The following is a 17,196-nucleotide window of genomic DNA, read 5'->3' as shown; positions in this document are numbered from 1 at the left end:
TACCCACGTGGCCGAGACCATGTACGTCAGTTCGTCAGTTCGCGTACCGCGGGTGCACCAGAGTGGAGGGGGCCAGCCCCCGCACCCTGGTCCGTTCGGCGGACGCCACGCCCACCCGCAGCAGCGCGGCCGTCCGGTGCGGTGCGAGGACCGGGCCGGATCTCGCCGCGAGGACGAAGCCCCAGTCGCGCGGCGCCGACGCACCGTCCGCCGTCCGGTCGGGGCCCGCCGCGAACCCGGAGATCCGGCCGCCCACGCGGTAGGGCTCGGTCCGCAGCCCCGCCGCCCGCAGCGTCGCCTCCACCGTCCAGAAGACGCGGGGCCTGGCCGCGACCGGGCCCGCGTGCACGGCGAGGCGTCCGCCCGCGGCCAGGGCCCGGCACGCCAGGCCGTAGAACTCCTGGGAGTAGAGCTTGGTGCTCGCGGTGATGCCGGGGTCGGGCAGATCGGAGATCACCACGTCGTACGTACGCGGGGGCGAGCGCAGCCAGCGGAACGCGTCGGCGTGCACCACCCGCACCCGGGGGTCGCGGTACACCTGCTCGTTCAGCTCGCTCAGCGCCGGATCGCGGCGCGCCAGCCGCACGACCCCCGGATCGAGTTCGACGACGTCCACCCGCCGCACCCCCGGGTGCCGAAGGACCTCGCGCGCCGCGAGGCCGTCGCCGCCGCCGAGGATCAGCACGCGCGCGCGGGGGCCGTTCATCGCGGGGCCGACGAGCGCCCGGTGGTAGCGGTGCTCGTCGCGGCCGCTGACGCGCAGCCGCCCGTCGAGGTAGAGGTCGAGCGAATCGTGCCTGCCGCCGGTGAGGACCACTTCCTGGACGTCGGTCTGCACGGCGACCCGCACGTCCTTGCCGTAGACCGCCCGGCGCGCCGCCGCCTCGAAGTCGCCGACGAGCACGGCGGCGGCGGCGAGCACGCCGAGGACGGTGACGTTCGCGACGAGCAGCGCCCAGCGGCCGCGCACGCTCAGGTCGTGCCGGAACAGGCCGAAGACGAGCGCGCCGCCCGCGATCGCGTTGACCGAGCCGGTCATCAGCGCCCCGGTCAGCTGGCCGAGCAGGGGGAGCAGGAGGAAGGGAAAGGCGAGGCCACCCACCAGCGCGCCCACGTAGTCGGCGGCGAACAGGTCCGACACGGCTCCGCTGGGGTCCTGCCGTCTGATCCGCTGGATGAGCACCATCAGGAGCGGCACTTCGGCGCCGATGAGCAGGCCGATGGCGAGCGAGAACGCGACGAGCAGATAGCGCGAGCCGCCCGCCCAGACCTCGCCCCGGTCGCCGGTCCAGGCGAACGCCGCGTACAACGCCATCGCGCTCAGCCCGCCGACCAGCGCGAGCGCGGCCTCGACCAGGCCGAAGCCGACCGCGGCCCGGCATCGCAGGCGCTTGGCGAGCAGGGAGCCGATGCCCATGGCGAAGACCATCACCGAGAGGACCACCGACGCCTGGGTGACCGAGTCACCGATCAAGTACGAGGCGAGGGCGACCAGTTCGAGTTCGTACACCAGACCGCAGGCCGCGCAGATGAAGACGCCCGCCAGGACGAGGAACCGCCCCGTCCTGGGCGTCACGGGTAACTGCGTTGACGGCTCGATCACCTTGGGAACGCTACGTCACCGAACTCTCACGTCCAGTCACCCACAAGGGTGCACCTCGACGTCAGAGGTGTAAAAGGGGCGCGGCAAGGGGCACTTGGTCGCGCCCCGGTCGGCCCGCGGTCAGAGCACCGCCGGCATCCGAACGCCCACTCGGGTGCGGGTCGCCACGAGTTGCCCGTCCTGGGGGTAGGCGTGCCAGGTACGCCACTGCACCGAGCCCTCGTGCCGCTGCGCCAGCATCGCCGTGAACGCGTGCGGGCTGCCGGGGAAGACCCCGGCGAGGCCGTGCGGATGCTCGGCCACCAGGGCGAGCAGTTCCTGTGCGCGGCCCGCGAACTGGCCGCGCGAGAGGGTCTCGACGCGCGCCGCGAATTCGTACTCCCACTCGCCCAGCCGCTTGGAGACACCGAGCGGAAGGGGCGTACTGCTGCCGGGGATGCAGGCGACGGTCTCGGAGCAGGTGCCCTGCTCCTCTTCGAGGATGACCTGGTGCGATGCCCCCAGGAGCCGCAACTCCATTCTCGCACCGGCGAGTTCGAGTTCGAGCGTGGCGAGCGCGGGCAGCGGCTCGCGCCCCAGGGTCCAGGCGAGGTCCGCGGCGCACGTGTCGGTATAGACAGTCTTCAGGGTCGTGAGCATGGGTCGGCTCCGCTAACACGCAATGGAGGTGGTGCCGGCGCACCCGATCGGAACACCGGGAGGTCGGAATGCCGGCTCGTGCCCACGAGAGCGAACGACCTGTATGTCCAAGACGTCCGCACGAGGGCGGTGCTGACGATTAAGAGGGAATCATGGACTGCTGCACTGCCACAGCGTTTTTACCCAACTTCGGAGGGTTTCCATCCCCTCGGGGGCTGCACAGTTCAACTGTTCAATGGCTCAACGAGAAAGTGCCCGGCAGGAGTTGCCTCCCGCCGGGCACTTCAACAGATGGACGGACCAGCTGCCCCGTGTCAGCTGCCTCCGCCACCGCCGCAACCGCCTCCGCCACCCCCGCCGCACGAAGAGCTGCTGCCGCACGAAGACCCGCCGCCACAGGAGCTGCCGCCGCCGCTGTCGCCGCCGCCGGCCCACCAGCCACCGCCGGAACCCGCCGCACCGGATGCCCCCGAGTACGACCGGCCACCGCTGCCGCGCCTTCCGGCGTAGACCGCGAGTCCGACGATCAGAACCACTGCGACAAACACGAAGACCAGGATCATGACCTTCACGCCCCTTTCCGTTCCCCCGAAGCAGGCCCCCCGTGGGTCCGCGTTCTTTTTGCATGTTGTGCGTGTGTGAAAGGGGAATGCCCTCGCGTATGCCGGCCCAAAGCAGAGTTGAGGAAGTTCAGAGGGTTCTCCCCGGAGAGCCTCGTGCTTCTCCCACTCGCCGTGCGTGAGTTGAGGAAGTCCGGAGGTTCGGCGCAGGATGGCGGCCATGACCTCCACATCCGGGAGCGGGCGCCCGCTGCTCAACCGCCGCCTCGCCGAGTTCGGTACGACGATTTTCGCCGAGATGTCCGCCCTTGCGGTGAAAACGGGCGCCATCAACCTCGGCCAGGGCTTCCCGGACACGGACGGCCCCGAGGAGATCCGCGAGGCCGCGGTCCGCGCCCTGCGCGACGGCCGCGGCAACCAGTACCCGCCGGGCCCCGGCATCCCCGAGCTCCGCACCGCCGTCGCCGAGCACCAGCGCCACCACTACGGCCTCACGTACGACCCCGACCGCGAGGTCCTGGTCACCGCGGGCGCCACGGAGGCCATCGCGGCGTCCCTGCTGGCCCTGGTCGAGCCCGGCGACGAGGTGATCGCCCTGGAGCCGTACTACGACTCGTACGCGGCCTCGATCGCCCTGGCCGGCGGCAAGCGCGTCCCCGTGACGCTGCGCCCGGACGCCGCCGAGGGGCGCTTCCGGCTCGACCTGGACGAACTGCGCGACGCGATCACGCCGCACACCCGGCTGCTGCTCCTGAACACCCCGCACAACCCGACCGGCACGGTCCTGACCCGCGCGGAACTCACCGAGATCGCGAAGCTCGCCGTCGAGCGCGACCTCCTGGTGGTCACGGACGAGGTCTACGAACACCTGGTCTTCGACGACGGCGAGGACACGGCGCACATCCCGCTCGCCTCCTTCCCCGGCATGCGCGAGCGCACGGTGACGATCGGGTCCGCGGGCAAGACGTTCTCGTTCACCGGCTGGAAGGTCGGCTGGATCACGTCCACGCCCGAGCTGGTGACGGCGGTCCGCTCGGCGAAGCAGTTCCTCACGTACGTGTCGTCGGGCCCGTTCCAGTACGCGATCGCCGAGGCGCTCGCCCTGCCCGACTCCTACTTCGCGTCGTTCCGCGCGGGCATGCGGGCCAAGCGGGACCTGCTGAGCGAGGGCCTGACGGCGGCGGGCTTCGACGTCTACCGCCCGGCGGGCACGTACTTCATCACCACCGACATCCGCCGCCTCGGCGAGTCCGACGGCTTCGCCTTCTGCCGGGCCCTGCCCGAGCGCGTCGGCGTGGTCGCCGTACCGAACGCGGTCTTCTACGACCACCGGGAGGCCGGTGCGCCGTTCGTGCGCTTCGCGTTCTGCAAGAAGGACGAGGTCCTGGCGGAGGCGGTCTCCCGGCTGAAGTCGCTGTAGCCGTCGTATGGGCGAGTCGGTCTAGTCATCGGTGCACGTGCGAGAGCCCGGCCGGGGTGTCCCGGCCGGGCTCTCGTCGTGACGTGACCAGTCGCGTGGACTAGGCCTGGTCCTCGGGCTTCTCTTCACCCTCGGTGCCGTCGACCTCGGCCTCGAGGCCGAGCTGCTCGACGAGCCACTTGTCGAACTCGATCGCGGCCCGCACCCAGCTGACCGTCGACGACACGAAGTGCTCCAGCGCGACGCCCGTGCCGATCAGCATCTGCGCCTCGCCGATGAGGCGGACGGTGCCGTCGTCGTGGGTGTGCGTGTAGACCTTCGGCCACAGGGTGCGGCGGTTCCAGTCGTCGATCGCCTCGAGGATCTGGGCCTTCTCCTCGATACCGTGCGCGCGGTCGTAGAACGTCCGCACCGAGAAGACCTGCTGGTCACCCTCGCCACGGAACATGAAGTACGTGCGGAACTCCTCCCACGGCGCCGCGAGGTCTCCCTCTTCGTCGACGACGTGCTTGAGCTCCATCTGGTCCAGAAGCTGCTTGACCAGGTCCTGGTCGGGGACAACGGGGCCCGCCGGTCCATCGCCCTGCTGCGGTTCGGGCTGTCCCCCGAAATTCGGAATCGAGGACGGGTCGATGCTCACGTGCTTAGTCCCTTCGTACGGATTCCGCCATCCTGCCCCATGTCGGGCGGGGGCCCGCAACCCCCGCCCCCGATGTGACCGGGTTATGCCCTCCTGGAGCGCCTCACAGCGACTTTCCCGCTGTATTTCCGGCTGTCTGTCCGGCTGACCCTCCTGTCGCCGGGCCGACGATCAGGCCATCGCCGAAGGTGTCCACGCGCACCGTGTCCCCGTCCTTCACCTCGCCCGAGAGGATCTCCTTGGCGAGGCGGTCGCCGATGGACGTCTGGATGAGGCGCCGCAGCGGCCGTGCGCCGTACGCCGGGTCGTTGCCCTCGTCCGCCAGCCAGGCCAGCGCGTCCGGGGAGACCTCGAGGGTCAGCCGGCGCTCGGCGAGGCGCTTGGCGAGGCGGTCGATCTGCAGCTCGGCGATGTGCGCGAGCTCGTCCTTGCTGAGCGCGGAGAAGACGACGAGGTCGTCGAGCCGGTTGAGGAACTCCGGCTTGAAAGAGGCCCGCACGACGTCCAGGACCTGCTGCTTCTTCTCCTCCGGTGACGTCGTCGGCTCCACGAGGTACTGGCTGCCCAGGTTGGAGGTCAGGACGAGGATGGTGTTGCGGAAGTCCACCGTCCGCCCCTGTCCGTCGGTGAGCCGCCCGTCGTCGAGGACCTGGAGCAGCACGTCGAAGACTTCCGGGTGCGCCTTCTCGACCTCGTCGAGCAGGACGACGCTGTACGGGCGCCTGCGTACGGCCTCGGTGAGCTGGCCGCCCTCCTCGTAGCCGACGTACCCGGGCGGGGCGCCGACCAGCCTGGCCACGCTGTGCTTCTCGCCGTACTCGCTCATGTCGATGCGGACCATGGCGCGCTCGTCGTCGAAGAGGAAGTCCGCGAGGGCCTTCGCCAGCTCCGTCTTGCCGACGCCGGTCGGGCCCAGGAAGAGGAAGGAGCCGGTGGGGCGGTCGGGGTCGGCGATCCCGGCGCGCGTGCGGCGCACGGCGTCCGACACCGCCTGCACGGCCTCGGTCTGGCCGATGAGCCGCTTGCCGAGCTCCTCCTCCATGCGCAGGAGCTTCTGCGTCTCGCCCTCCAGGAGGCGGCCCGCGGGGATGCCGGTCCAGGCGCCGACCACGTCGGCGATGTCGTCGGGACCCACCTCCTCCTTGACCATCGTGTCCTTGGAGACCTCCTCCTCGGCCTCGGACGCGACCTCCAGGTCGTGTTCGAGGGCGGGGATCTCGCCGTAGAGGAGCTTGCTCGCGGTGTCGAAGTCGCCGTCGCGCTGCGCGCGTTCGGCCTGGCCGCGCAGCTCGTCGAGCTTCTCCTTCAGCTCACCGACGCGGTTGAGGGACTGCTTCTCCTTCTCCCAGCGTGCGTTGAGCCCGCGCAGCTCCTCCTCCTTGTCGGCGAGGTCGCGCCGCAGCCGTTCGAGGCGCTCCTTGCTCGCGGGGTCGGTCTCCTTGCTGAGGGCCAGCTCCTCCATCTTCAGCCGGTCGACGGCGCGCTGGAGCTCGTCGATCTCCAGGGGGGAGGAGTCGATCTCCATGCGCAGCCGGGAGGCGGCCTCGTCGACGAGGTCGATGGCCTTGTCGGGCAGGAAGCGCGAGGTGATGTACCGGTCGGAGAGCGCCGCGGCGGCGACGAGCGCGCTGTCGGCGATCTGGACCTTGTGGTGGGCCTCGTAGCGCCCCTTGAGGCCGCGGAGGATGGCGATGGAGTCCTCGACGCTCGGCTCGTCGACGAGGACCTGCTGGAAGCGCCGCTCGAGGGCGGGGTCCTTCTCGATCCGCTCGCGGTACTCGTCGAGGGTGGTGGCGCCGACCATCCGCAGCTCGCCGCGGGCGAGCATGGGCTTGAGCATGTTCCCGGCGTCCATGGCGGAGTCACCGCCCGCCCCCGCCCCCACGACGGTGTGCAGCTCGTCGATGAAGGTGATGATCTGCCCGTCGCTCTCCTTGATCTCGGAGAGGACGGTCTTGAGCCGCTCCTCGAACTCGCCGCGGTACTTGGCGCCCGCGACCATGGCCCCCAGGTCGAGCGAGACGAGCCGCTTGTTCTTCAGCGACTCGGGTACGTCGCCCTTCACGATGCGCTGCGCGAGCCCTTCGACGACGGCGGTCTTGCCGACGCCGGGTTCGCCGATCAGGACGGGGTTGTTCTTCGTGCGCCGGGACAGGACCTGCACCACGCGCCGGATCTCCTGATCCCGCCCGATGACGGGGTCGAGCTTGCCCTCCCTGGCGGCTGCGGTGAAGTCGGTGCCGAACTTCTCCAGGGCCTTGTACTGACCCTCCGGGTCCGGTGTGGTCACCCGGCGTCCTCCCCTTGCCTTTTCGAACGCGTCGAGCAGTTTCTTGGCGGTGGCCCCGTGCTGGCCCAGGACCTCACCGGCGGGACCGCCCTTGGCGGCGATGCCGATCAGCAGATGCTCGGTGGAGAGGTAATCATCGCCCAGTTCCTTCGCCCGCTGCGAGGCGTCGGCGATGACCGCGAGCAGGTCGCGGTTGGGCTGCGGGGGCGCGACGGTGGAGCCCGTGACGCTGGGCAGTCCGGCGAGTCCTCGCTCGGCGTCGGCGCGGACGGCGGCCTGGTCGGCCTCGACCGCGGCGAGCAGATCGGTGATGTTCTCGTTGTCCTGCCCCTCGAGCAGCGCGAGCAGCAGATGCGCGGGGGTCAGGTCGGGATGCCCGTCCTTCACGGCGAGGTTGCTGGCCGCGTTGATCGCGTCCCGGCTCCTGTTGGTCAGCTCGGCGTCCACGTGAGTCGTCTCCTCCTAGCGGTTCGTACGGCCTGGCGGCTGGGGTGGCCCGGCGGCTCGGGTGGCCCCGACGAATCGGGTAGCCCTCGCCCACCTGACTTAAACAGCGTACATAAAGTTGAGTCTATTCCACTCAAGGGAGGCGGAGGCAGCCGCCGCGGGCCGGCGGTTAGGTTCGCTCCATGGCCATGGACCCGCACCACCCGACCCCCACCTACCTCAGCTTCTGGCGCGAACGGCACCTGTGCACGCTGACGACACTGCGCCCCGACGGCACACCGCACGTCGTGCCGGTCGGCGTGACGTACGACCCGGAGGCGGGCGTGGCCCGCGTCCTGGCGAGCAGGACGAGCGCGAAGGTCGCCCACGTCCTCCGGGCGACGGCCGGGGCCCCGGAGGGGGCACGGGTGGCGGTCTGCCAGGTCGACGGGCGGCGCTGGGCGACGCTGGAGGGGTACGCGAGCGTGCGTACGGAGGCCGCGGAGATCGCGGAGGGGGAGCGGCGCTACAAGGAGCGGTACGAGAGGGCTCCCCGGGTGAATCCGAACCGCGTGGTGATCGAGATCAGGCTGACGCGGGCGATGGGCAGCAGGGCGGCGCTGGGCATCGAGGCCGGCGCCGAGGCATAGCGCCCCGAGGTTTCCTCGGCACACAGTTTCTCGGCACACAGTTTCTCGGCACACACCACAGCGGCGCCACCGTGTTCAGGTCCACGGTGGCGCCGCTGCTGGGGGAAGCACCTGCGCGATGTACAACGACGGGGGATCGCGTCAGGCGCTGCGGGGGGTGGCTGTGATGGCTCTTGTAGTGCTGGTGGTGGTGCTGGTGGTGCTGGAACTCTGCTGATCCTGCTGCTCGCCGGGCCGGCCGGGCTCGCCGACCACCTGGTGGTCACGCCGGTCGAGATTGACGAAGACCATCCCGTACCGAATGGCACACCGCACGGGCTGTGGGGCGCCCCGCGGCTTGCGGAGGCACCGGTAGGCCCGGATCTCCTCCTCGTCGTCACGGGTGACGACCACCGGCTCACCGAGGAGCGTGACCATCAACGAGTCGCCTGCGTGGGGTATCGCGGTGGCGAGATCGATGAAGTGCCAACCGGAGCGGTAGGCGGTGGCCATTTCTCGACGGAAGGTGCGGTCGTCGGGGGGAGTACTCATGCGCCTGCTCCCGCCGGGGCGACGTGCCAACCCAGATCCGTCGGCGGAGCTGAAACGGAATTCGTACTCGACGGCTCGCTGTGCCACCCGAGATCGAGAGTGCTCAGCACACCCAACGTCAGCCCTGCGGAGAAGGTGGTGACAAGCACCGAGCGAAGCATGCGCTTAAACATGGTCGGCTTCGTCCTCACTTGGTAGGTTCCTCTCCCCCGGCACAACAAGACGATGTCTCAATCGAGCACGTCAAAGCCACAGGGTGGATGCATCATGTTCCTGCACGTACAGGACCCTGGGGGGTGGAGATTTGCTTACAACAGGTGCGAAACCGACACATCCTCACCCTGCCGTCCCCCTTTGTGGAGAGGGGTCGAGGTTGTACGCGAGTGCTCTCAGCAATGGCCGTCTGCCGCGCGAGGAGGCCGAGAACGCTCCCTGCCTACTGGAATCCGCTCTTCTCCACCCGGATCCGGACGACGCGAACTGGCTGCGGCCCGTTTCGCCGTCCGCGGCACTCGCACAGCGACTCCACCCCATCGAGCAAGAAATCAAGGACCGCCGAAACCTGGCCGTTCAACTGGCCGATATTTTCGAGCCATTCATGGCCATCACAGCACGTGAGGAACCGGCTACCCACGCGATAACCGTCCTGGAGGGCGAGGCCCGCATCAACGCGGCCATCGAACGCGCGACGGAGGAGTGCCGTACGGAGGTGCTCACCGTCCAGCCGGGCGGCGGCCGCAGCGAGCAGACCCTCAACATCGCGCTCAAGCGCGGGCAGAGCGTCCTGGACCGCGGTGTCTCGATGCGCACCATCTACCAACACACCATGCGGCACAGCCAGGGCACCCTTGCCTACGCGGCGCGCATGGCCCAGGAGAAAGTAGAGATACGGACCCTGGAGGAGGTGATCGACCGGATGATGATCTTCGATCGCGCCATCGCGCTCATCCCCGCCCGCGCCGATCGCGACGTCGCCCTCGAACTCCGCCATCCCGCCCTGGTCGAGTACCTCGCCAAGGTCTTCGAGCAGCAGTGGCAGTCGGCTACCCCGCTCCTCGACGAGGTTCCGTACGCTCCCTCCACCGACGGCATCACCGGCGTGCAGCGCACCATCGCCAAGCTCCTCATCGAAGGTCACGTGGATGAGGCCATCGCCCGCCGCCTGGGCATGAACGTCCGTACCTGCCGCGCCCACATAGCCAAGATCGCCGCCGCCCTGGGCAGCGGCAGCCGCGCCCAACTCGGCTTTCTGATCGCCCAGTCCGGCATCCTGGACCAGGACCGTCCCAGATGACGGCGGAACCCCACTCCCACGCCCCCGGTGAGTTGTGCGACGTGGGGTCAGAGCTGTACATCCGGGCTCTACGGGAGAATCGCGTCGCGAGCCAGGACGCGGAACCGGCCCCATGCCTGGTCGACTTCGGCCTTCTGTACCCGGACGAGTCGGACCCGCAGTGGCTGAAACCCAGGGCCCCCGCCGTCGCCCTGCCACAGCTCCTGGCGACGGCCGCCGAACGCGTCGCGGACCACCGCCGCCGCGAGGCCCGGCTGGCCGCGGCGTTCGAGCCGCTCATGACGATCAGGACAGGCACCGTCCCGGCTGCGCACGACTCCGCCATCACCGTGTTGAGGAGTTTCGCCGAGATCAACGAAGCCATCGACCGGGCCGTGGAGGCGACTTCGGAGGAAGTCCTCACGATCCAGCCCGGTGGTGCCCGGCCGGCAGACCTGCTGCCGAACGCCGTCCCACCCGAGCAGTCGATGCTCACCCGAGGGGCCCGGATGCGGACCCTCTACCAGCACACGACGCGCCATTCCCTGGCGACCCTGGCCCACTTCGAGCAGCTCGATGGCGACGTCGAAGTGCGCACTCTGGACGAGGTGACAGATCGGCTGCTCGTCTTCGACCGCACCGTTGCGTTCATTCCCGCCACTACGGACCGCTCCATCGCCCTGGAACTGCGTCATCCCGCCGTCATCGACTTCCTCGTCACGACGTTCCACAGCCTGTGGCGTCTTGCGACGCCCATGTTCCCGAACACGGAACCGCAGCCCACGAAGAATGGCATCACCGCCCGCCAGCGCGCCATAGCCACTCTCCTCATCGAGGGCCTGACCGACACCGAGATAGCCACCCGCCTCGGCATGAACGTCCGCACAGCGCGCGTCCACATCGCCAAACTCGCCACCACGCTCGGCAGTGAGAGTCGCGCCCAACTCGGCTATCTCATAGGCCAGTCCGGGATTCTCGACCGCTAGCCACGAGAACGGAAGCCCGGAGAAAAACACACTTCAACCGTGCCGCAGCCTCCGAAAAGCGCTTGGCCCCTGCATAGAATCGCGTCGCTTCAACCAGGACAGGAGGGAGCGCGCATGGCCGTGCAGCACGTACCGCACACCGTCGAGCAGCTCTGTGGGACCGGCTTGGACGTCTACACCCGCGCCTTGCGTGCGGGCCGCATCCGGAGCGAGGACGCCGAGGAAACCCCCTGCCTCGTCGATTTCGGCCTCCTTCACCCGAGCCTGGACGACATTCGGTGGCTGCACCCCACTGCTCCCGCCGTCGCCCTGCCCCGCCTGCTTCGCACCTTCGAGGACCACATCGAAGACCAGCGGCAGCTCGAGGCACGGCTCACCTCGGCGCTCGAGCCCTTCATCGCTCTGGACGCGGAGCCAGAATCCGCCGAAGAGGCTCCCGCCATCACCGTCCTCGACGGGCTCGAGCGCATCAACGCGGCCATCGAGCGGGCCATGCGTGACGTCACCGAGGAGTTCCTCGCCGTCCAGCCCGGCGGCACCCGCCCTCCGGAGGCCTTGGCCGAAGCGTTTCCTCGAGACCAGGCGATCCTCAGCCGCGGCTGCCGCATGCGCACGCTCTACCAGCACACGACGCGTCATGCCCTGCCCGTGCTCGCACACTTCGAGCAGCTCGACGGAGATGCCGAGGCCCGCACCCTCGACGAAGTCACCGAGCGGCTCTTCGTCTTCGACCGAACGGTGGCCTTCATCCCGGCCAGCGGGGACCGCAGCATGGCCCTCGAACTACGCCATCCAGGCCTCGTCGAGTACTTCGCCACCACCTTCTGGCGGCTGTGGCGCCTGGCCACCCCCATGTGGCCCCAGGCCGCTCCCCAGCCCTCCGAGAACGGCATCACGCCCCGCCAGCGCGCCATAGCCACCCTCCTCGTAGAGGGCCTCACCGACGCCGAAGTCGCCGCCCGACTCGGCATGAACATCCGCACGGCCCGCGTCCACATCGCCAAACTCGCCACCACCCTCGGAAGCCGCAGCCGGGCCCAACTCGGCTATCTCATAAGCCAGTCCGCGATCCTCGACCCGGAAGCCTGAGTCGCCGCAGACGCGAACAACCAGCCCACCCGTGCGCCCACATCTGCACCATTTTGCCCCCGCCCGAACTATCCCCTCACGATTGCGCCATCGCGGACGGCGAGGTCGCGCAGTCGCCCCTCACGATGCCGTATCGAGGAACACTCGGGGTGGCACCGGCTCGATGGCCGACTCGGCCATAGCCCCGTCCCCTTACCCCCGCCGCGCCCCCGTGATCGCCTCGCTGATCGTGAACCCCTTGGCAGGCCCCTCGGGGATCGCGACCTCCGTCCCGTACGGGACTCGGTGGACGCCGATCCAATCCGCCTTCTCCGGCTGCGGCTCGGTCAGGATGGTGACGGTGCCGTCGTAGTCGTCGATGATCACGTATACGGGGATCCCGACGCGGGCGTACTCGCGGCGCTTCCGCGCCCGGTCACGCCTGCGGCGCTCGCGGCCCGGCGAGACGACCTCGACGACGAGACTCACCCCGGCGACCTCGACGCCGATGCCTTCGGCGTCGACGTGGGGCTCCAGCTCCCTGGGAGCGACGAGGCAGTCCGGGATCCACGTCTTGCGCCCGTGGACCACATTCGTGTCGTTGTAAGACGCGTACTGACTCGGCCAAGGTCAACGCCAAGGCATCTCGCAGCCGGTTGACGATCTGGGCATGGGCGATGCGACCGGTGGGCGACACCTCGATGGCTCCCTCGATGATTTCAGCGCGGTAGCCCTCGGGGAGTTCCATCGCCTTCCATGCCTGCCACAGCACCTCGTCCAGCTCGACGGCGGACGGGGCCGGCTCGGTCTCGGTGTCAGGCATGGTCTTGGGCCTCTCAGCTGCAAGAGCGGTCATGATGGCGCACCTCCGTGTGGGCTCGGCGTCCTCGCGGCACAAGCAACGCGATCACAGTAGGTACGTGGGTGGGGCCGACCAGGGGAATCTCCCCCGGTCACCCGATGCGGTGAGGGCGGAACGGTTCCCCCGCCCCGGCTTCCCCCAGCTCGAACCAGACCCCCTTCGCGTACCGCCCCGCCCTGTCGTCCGCGACGCCCCACGTGTCGGACAGGTCCGCGACCAGGGCGAGCCCCCGCCCCCAGCAGGCGGCCGCCCCGGCTGCGGGGTGCGCCACCACGATCGGGGGGTCCGGGCTCTCGTCGAAGACGGTTACCCGCAGGCGGGTGAGGGTCAGGAGGATGCGGAGCATCGCGGAGCCCTTGGTGTGCAGGTGCACGTTCGTGATGAGTTCCGAGGTGCAGAGGGTCGCCGGCATGGCCAGCGCTTCTCGGTCCAGGGTGTGGAGCACCGTGCGTACGAAGTCCCGGCAGACCTTGGGTGATGTCGCGTCGCCCGGGGTGAACAGGCTGTAGTCGTAAGCGAGTTGGGCGGGGCGGTGGGCGGTGGCGTGGGGGCGGTCTGGCGGCATGACGGTTGCTCCCGTCGGGAGGGGGTGAGGGGCCCTGCCGGGCGACGATGGCGTTGCCCACGCGTGCCTGGGGGGTGCGGTGGGTGCCTTTCGGCTTGTGGGCAGGGGGCTTCAGGGGCTCCAGTGAGTGACTGGCGCGACACTTACAGTAGGGAGTGAGGGTTACCGTGTGCAACCTATTCGTCACATTCAATGGACCCCGCAGCTCAGACGGGGCACACTGACGGCAACCTGCGGAAAGAGGACTTACGTTGGCACTCCGCACGAGCACCACTGAGCGACAGCGCCGCCTGGGCGCGGAGTTGCGGAAGATGCGTGAGCAGGCCTGCTACTCCGTAACGGAGGGAGGCGAGTTCATCGGCATGGGGCGTGCCCACCTCGGTCATGTCGAGGCTGGGCGCACGGCCATTCCCTCGGACAAGCTGCGGACCCTTTGCCGCTCGTACAGGTGCACACGGGAACCCCTCGTCGAAGCTCTGGTCACCATGAGCGAGGAAAGCGGCAAGGGCTGGTGGACCGCCTACCGCCAGGTCCTCCCTCAACCCGTGCTGGACCTCGCAGAGCTGGAGGCAGCTGCCGATGCCCTGCATTCGTACGAGTCACTGTTCATCCCCGGCGTTCTCCAGATCGCCGAGTACACACGCTCGATCTTCATGTCCAGCCAGAGCGAACGCTCCACGAGCGAACTCGAACGTGCGGTCCAGTTCCGGATGGAGCGGCAGAAGATCCTCACCCAAGAGCGGCCCCCGACCCTGCATGCGGTGATCCACGAGGCCGCGCTGCACGTGCGATTCGGCGGCACAGCAGTGATGCGCAAACAGTTGCTGCACCTGATCCGCATGGCCGAAATGCCCCATGTCACCATCCAGGTGCTGCCGTTCACGGCAGAGGGGCTCTCCGCCTTCAGCACCCCGTTCCTGCTGATCGGCTCGCACGGGGCTGCTCTGGACACCGTTCTCGTCGAGACCCCGGCGTCCTCTCTCTACGTGCACGAGCGCGAGGCGGTGGACAAGTACACGACGCGATTCGCTCGCCTCTCCTCCACAGCCCTGCCGCCCCTGGGCGCGAAGGTACCCGCGTCCGCCCACGACTCACGCGACACCCTGAGTCTGATCCAGCACCTGCTCTACAGCCTCCAGGAGATCTGACATGCCCCAACTCGACTGGCAGAAGTCCACATTCAGCGAGGACCAGGCGAACTGCCTCTACATAGCCACCGCCCCCGACGGAACCATCCGTCTGCGCGAGAGCGACACCCCGGAGACGATCCTGACCACCGGCCCCGGCACCCTCGCCGCGCTGCTGAACGCCCTCTCCGAAGAGGGCTAGGCGGCGCCCCCGTCGGTCCACTCCCGCAGCAGCCTCTCGCGATCCGCCGCCCGCGGCGAGCCCCCCTCCCGTGCCCGCCCCCACTGCGCCATCGTCGCCAGCGTCGTACGCAGAGTGGCCTCGCCCTGCGTCATGCGGGTCAGGAGCGTCTGGGACAGGTCGTACTCCGTCTGGGAGTAGCCGGCGGCTGTGGCGGCGATGTAGGCCGCCAGCTCGGTCTCGCCGGACGGTGATGCGAGACGTACCGTCATCAGCGGCGCCTCGTCCGCGCCGCCGAGGCCCACGGTGAGGGCCAGGTCCACCAGCGTGACCACCTGCCGCTTCACGGACTTGAGCAGCACGGCGCCCTGGCCCTTCAGGGACTTCACCGGTACGTCCTCCACCGTCAGGGCGCTCACCTCGTCCCAGGGGTAGAACCCCGACTGCTTGTCGCCGAGGGCCACGATGCCCTCCGGCGTCAGCCGCACCCCCGCCGCCAGGCCGGACGGCTTCGCGCCCACGTACACATCGCCCTCGGCGATCCAGAACAGGCCCACCATGGCCATCGTCGCTCAACTCCCCCGGAGAAACCGTCCGACTACGCGCAGGGGCCGGGAGGTTGCCACCTCCCGGCCCCTGCTCAGACTACTAAGCCACTAAGAGCTACCGCGCTACTGCTCCGTCGCCCGCTTGGGGCGCCACACCACCAGCGCGCTCGCCTGCTGCACGTCCTGGTACGGGACCAGGTCGCGGCGGTACGACGCGTGCACCGCGGCCTCGCGCTGCTGCATCGCCGCCGCCGCGCCCTCCACCGCCGAGGACAGCTCCGCCACCCTCGACTGGAGCGCGGCGACCTGATGCTCGAGCTCGATGATCCGCTTGATGCCCGCGAGGTTGATGCCCTCTTCCTGCGACAACTGCTGCACCGTGCGCAGCAGTTCGATGTCGCGGGCGGAGTAACGCCGCCCCCGGCCCGGCGTGCGGTCGGGGGAGACGAGGCCCAGGCGGTCGTACTGGCGCAGGGTCTGCGGGTGGAGCCCGCTCAGCTGGGCGGCCACCGAGATGACGTAGACCGGCGTCTCGTCTGTCAGTTGGTACGCCCGCCCAAAATTGGACTGTCGACGACGGCCGTCCATCTCATGCTCCCTTCGCGGCCTGGAACAGTTCTGCCCGCGGATCATCGTCCGCAGTCGCCTTGCGGTACGCCTCCAGGGCTTCCTTCGCCGTGTCGGAGAGCTCGGCCGGAACCGCTACCTCCACCGTCACGAGCAGGTCGCCCCGCGAGCCGTCCTTGCGCACCGCGCCCTTGCCCCGCGCCCGCATCGTACGACCGTTGGGAGTGCCCGGCGGCAGCTTCAGCGTCACGGCGGGGCCGCCCAGCGTGGGGACCTTCACCTCGCCGCCCAGTGCCGCCTCGGTGAACGTCACCGGCACCGTCACCGTCAGGTTGTCGCCCTTGCGGCCGAAGACCGGGTGGGTGTCGACGTGCACGACCACGTACAGGTCGCCCGCCGGACCGCCCCGTTCACCGGGGCCGCCCTTGCCGCGCAGGCGGATGCGCTGGCCGTCCGACACTCCCGCGGGAACGCGGACCTGCATCGTGCGCGACGACTTCGCCCGGCCCGAGCCCTTGCAGACCTCGCAGGGGTCCTGGGCGATGAGCCCGCGGCCCTTGCAGTCCACGCAGGGGTCCGTGAGGGAGAAACCGCCGCCGCCTCCCCGCGTGACCTGGCCCGTGCCGACGCAGGTCGGGCACACGCGCGGTGTGCCGTTCTTGTCGCCGGTGCCGGAACAGGCCTTGCAGGGCGCCTGAGATGACATCCGGAGCGGGACCGTGGCCCCGTCCACCGCCTCCGTGAAACTCAGCGTGACCTCGGACTCGATGTCCTGGCCGCGCCGGGGCTGCGTACGCGTGCCCGCGCCGCCCGCGCCCGTGCCGCCTCGGTTGAACAGGCCCCCGAAGACGTCACCCAGACCGCCCCCGAAGCCACCGGCACCGCCCGCGCCGCCCGCTCCACCGCCCGGGGCGCCGCCTCCGAAGAGGTCGCCCAGGTCGAAGTTGAACGAACCGCCGGCGCCGCCCGCTCCGGGGCCGGCCCTGAAGCCGCCGTTGCCGAAGAGAGCACGAGCTTCGTCGTACTCCTTGCGCTTCTTGGGGTCCCCGAGGACGTCGTTCGCCTCGGAGATCTCCTTGAAGCGCTCCTCCGCCTTCGCGTTGCCCTTGTTGGCGTCCGGGTGGTTCTCGCGGGCGAGTTTCCGGTACGCCTTCTTGATCTCGGCTTCGGTGGCGTCCTTGGGGACGCCGAGGACCTTGTAGTAGTCCTTCTCGATGAAGTCCTTGGTGCTCATCCCCGACGTCCCTCCTCTCGCTTCAC

At 69.4% G+C, this 17,196-nt stretch carries 17 protein-coding genes and 1 pseudogene; 8 read left to right on the top strand and 10 right to left on the bottom strand.

Translation table 11 applies throughout. From position 1 onward, the window contains the following. Nucleotides 1-34 precede the first annotated feature (34 nt). Both ACZ6ZP_RS20875 and ACZ6ZP_RS20870 read right to left on the bottom strand, forming a co-directional pair. Nucleotides 35-1,603, bottom strand: a complete 1,569-nt coding sequence (locus ACZ6ZP_RS20875) for a polyamine aminopropyltransferase (protein WP_351167050.1) — start codon at nt 1,601-1,603, stop codon at nt 35-37. A 120-nt stretch (nt 1,604-1,723) separates the two neighbouring features. Further along, on the bottom strand, nt 1,724-2,242 hold the full coding sequence (locus tag ACZ6ZP_RS20870) for a DUF2617 family protein (protein ID WP_351167052.1): 519 nt from the start codon (nt 2,240-2,242) through the stop codon (nt 1,724-1,726). Nucleotides 2,243-3,013: 771 nt separating this feature from the next. On the opposite strand from ACZ6ZP_RS20870, the gene ACZ6ZP_RS20865 reads away from it, so the two are divergent. Then, the gene (locus ACZ6ZP_RS20865; RefSeq protein WP_351167053.1) at nt 3,014-4,222 is read left to right on the top strand and encodes a pyridoxal phosphate-dependent aminotransferase; all 1,209 of its coding nucleotides are present in this window, start codon (nt 3,014-3,016) and stop codon (nt 4,220-4,222) included. Between the two features lie 100 nt (nt 4,223-4,322). On the opposite strand, the gene ACZ6ZP_RS20860 is transcribed toward ACZ6ZP_RS20865, so the two are convergent. Then, on the bottom strand, nt 4,323-4,862 hold the full coding sequence (locus tag ACZ6ZP_RS20860) for a YbjN domain-containing protein (RefSeq protein ID WP_351167055.1): 540 nt from the start codon (nt 4,860-4,862) through the stop codon (nt 4,323-4,325). A gap of 103 nt (nt 4,863-4,965) precedes the next feature. Continuing rightward, nucleotides 4,966-7,599 (bottom strand): ATP-dependent chaperone ClpB, encoded by a 2,634-nt coding sequence (gene clpB / locus ACZ6ZP_RS20855; RefSeq protein WP_383815813.1) that lies wholly within the window; start codon nt 7,597-7,599, stop codon nt 4,966-4,968. A gap of 182 nt (nt 7,600-7,781) precedes the next feature. Here clpB and ACZ6ZP_RS20850 point away from each other — a divergent pair, with 182 nt between their 5' ends. Then, nucleotides 7,782-8,228 (top strand): pyridoxamine 5'-phosphate oxidase family protein, encoded by a 447-nt coding sequence (locus tag ACZ6ZP_RS20850; protein WP_361466405.1) that lies wholly within the window; start codon nt 7,782-7,784, stop codon nt 8,226-8,228. Nucleotides 8,229-8,369: 141 nt separating this feature from the next. Here the strand turns inward: ACZ6ZP_RS20850 and ACZ6ZP_RS20845 are convergent, their stop codons facing one another. Then, the gene (locus ACZ6ZP_RS20845; RefSeq protein ID WP_351167061.1) at nt 8,370-8,759 is read right to left on the bottom strand and encodes a hypothetical protein; all 390 of its coding nucleotides are present in this window, start codon (nt 8,757-8,759) and stop codon (nt 8,370-8,372) included. A 304-nt stretch (nt 8,760-9,063) separates the two neighbouring features. On the opposite strand from ACZ6ZP_RS20845, the gene ACZ6ZP_RS20840 reads away from it, so the two are divergent. The 3 genes from ACZ6ZP_RS20840 to ACZ6ZP_RS20830 all read left to right on the top strand — a co-directional run bounded on the left by ACZ6ZP_RS20840 (nt 9,064) and on the right by ACZ6ZP_RS20830 (nt 12,107). Beyond that, nucleotides 9,064-10,053: a helix-turn-helix transcriptional regulator gene (locus ACZ6ZP_RS20840; RefSeq protein ID WP_351167063.1), complete on the top strand. Its 990-nt coding sequence runs from the start codon at nt 9,064-9,066 to the stop codon at nt 10,051-10,053. Then, nucleotides 10,050-11,018: a helix-turn-helix transcriptional regulator gene (locus tag ACZ6ZP_RS20835; protein WP_351167065.1), complete on the top strand. Its 969-nt coding sequence runs from the start codon at nt 10,050-10,052 to the stop codon at nt 11,016-11,018. Before ACZ6ZP_RS20840 ends, ACZ6ZP_RS20835 begins: the two co-directional genes overlap by 4 nt. Before the next feature lie 114 nt (nt 11,019-11,132). Then, a complete protein-coding gene (locus ACZ6ZP_RS20830) occupies nt 11,133-12,107 on the top strand; it encodes a helix-turn-helix transcriptional regulator (RefSeq protein ID WP_469407816.1) in 975 nt (324 codons plus the stop codon). A gap of 192 nt (nt 12,108-12,299) precedes the next feature. On the opposite strand, the gene ACZ6ZP_RS20825 is transcribed toward ACZ6ZP_RS20830, so the two are convergent. Both ACZ6ZP_RS20825 and ACZ6ZP_RS20820 read right to left on the bottom strand, forming a co-directional pair. Next, nucleotides 12,300-12,677, bottom strand: a complete 378-nt coding sequence (locus ACZ6ZP_RS20825; protein ID WP_469407814.1) for a Uma2 family endonuclease — start codon at nt 12,675-12,677, stop codon at nt 12,300-12,302. A 362-nt stretch (nt 12,678-13,039) separates the two neighbouring features. After that, a complete protein-coding gene (locus tag ACZ6ZP_RS20820) occupies nt 13,040-13,513 on the bottom strand; it encodes an ATP-binding protein (RefSeq protein WP_351167071.1) in 474 nt (157 codons plus the stop codon). Between the two features lie 311 nt (nt 13,514-13,824). Between ACZ6ZP_RS20820 and ACZ6ZP_RS20815 the strand changes: the two are divergent. The 3 genes and pseudogenes from ACZ6ZP_RS20815 to ACZ6ZP_RS20805 form a co-directional block, all read left to right on the top strand. Continuing rightward, nucleotides 13,825-13,917: pseudogene (locus tag ACZ6ZP_RS20815) on the top strand (XRE family transcriptional regulator); the annotation flags it as partial. Nucleotides 13,918-13,998: 81 nt separating this feature from the next. After that, nucleotides 13,999-14,661 (top strand): DUF5753 domain-containing protein, encoded by a 663-nt coding sequence (locus tag ACZ6ZP_RS20810; protein WP_469407955.1) that lies wholly within the window; start codon nt 13,999-14,001, stop codon nt 14,659-14,661. Between the two features lies 1 nt (nt 14,662). Further along, nucleotides 14,663-14,842: a DUF397 domain-containing protein gene (locus ACZ6ZP_RS20805; protein WP_361466417.1), complete on the top strand. Its 180-nt coding sequence runs from the start codon at nt 14,663-14,665 to the stop codon at nt 14,840-14,842. Here the strand turns inward: ACZ6ZP_RS20805 and ACZ6ZP_RS20800 are convergent. The 3 genes from ACZ6ZP_RS20800 to dnaJ all read right to left on the bottom strand — a co-directional run bounded on the left by ACZ6ZP_RS20800 (nt 14,839) and on the right by dnaJ (nt 17,170). Continuing rightward, nucleotides 14,839-15,387: a hypothetical protein gene (locus ACZ6ZP_RS20800; protein WP_351167075.1), complete on the bottom strand. Its 549-nt coding sequence runs from the start codon at nt 15,385-15,387 to the stop codon at nt 14,839-14,841. The two genes, ACZ6ZP_RS20805 and ACZ6ZP_RS20800, sit on opposite strands and share 4 nt — an antisense overlap. 105 nt (nt 15,388-15,492) lie before the next feature. Beyond that, nucleotides 15,493-15,957, bottom strand: coding sequence for a heat shock protein transcriptional repressor HspR (locus tag ACZ6ZP_RS20795; protein WP_351167077.1), 465 nt, complete (start codon nt 15,955-15,957; stop codon nt 15,493-15,495). 1 nt (nt 15,958) lies between these two features. Then, on the bottom strand, nt 15,959-17,170 hold the full coding sequence (gene dnaJ, locus ACZ6ZP_RS20790; RefSeq protein WP_351167079.1) for a molecular chaperone DnaJ: 1,212 nt from the start codon (nt 17,168-17,170) through the stop codon (nt 15,959-15,961). Nucleotides 17,171-17,196 lie beyond the last annotated feature (26 nt).

This window comes from Streptomyces sp. NPDC054047 (assembly GCF_055585065.1).
The sequence above is the reverse complement of the archived record's forward strand: the minus strand, read 5'-3'. Positions and strand labels throughout refer to the sequence as shown.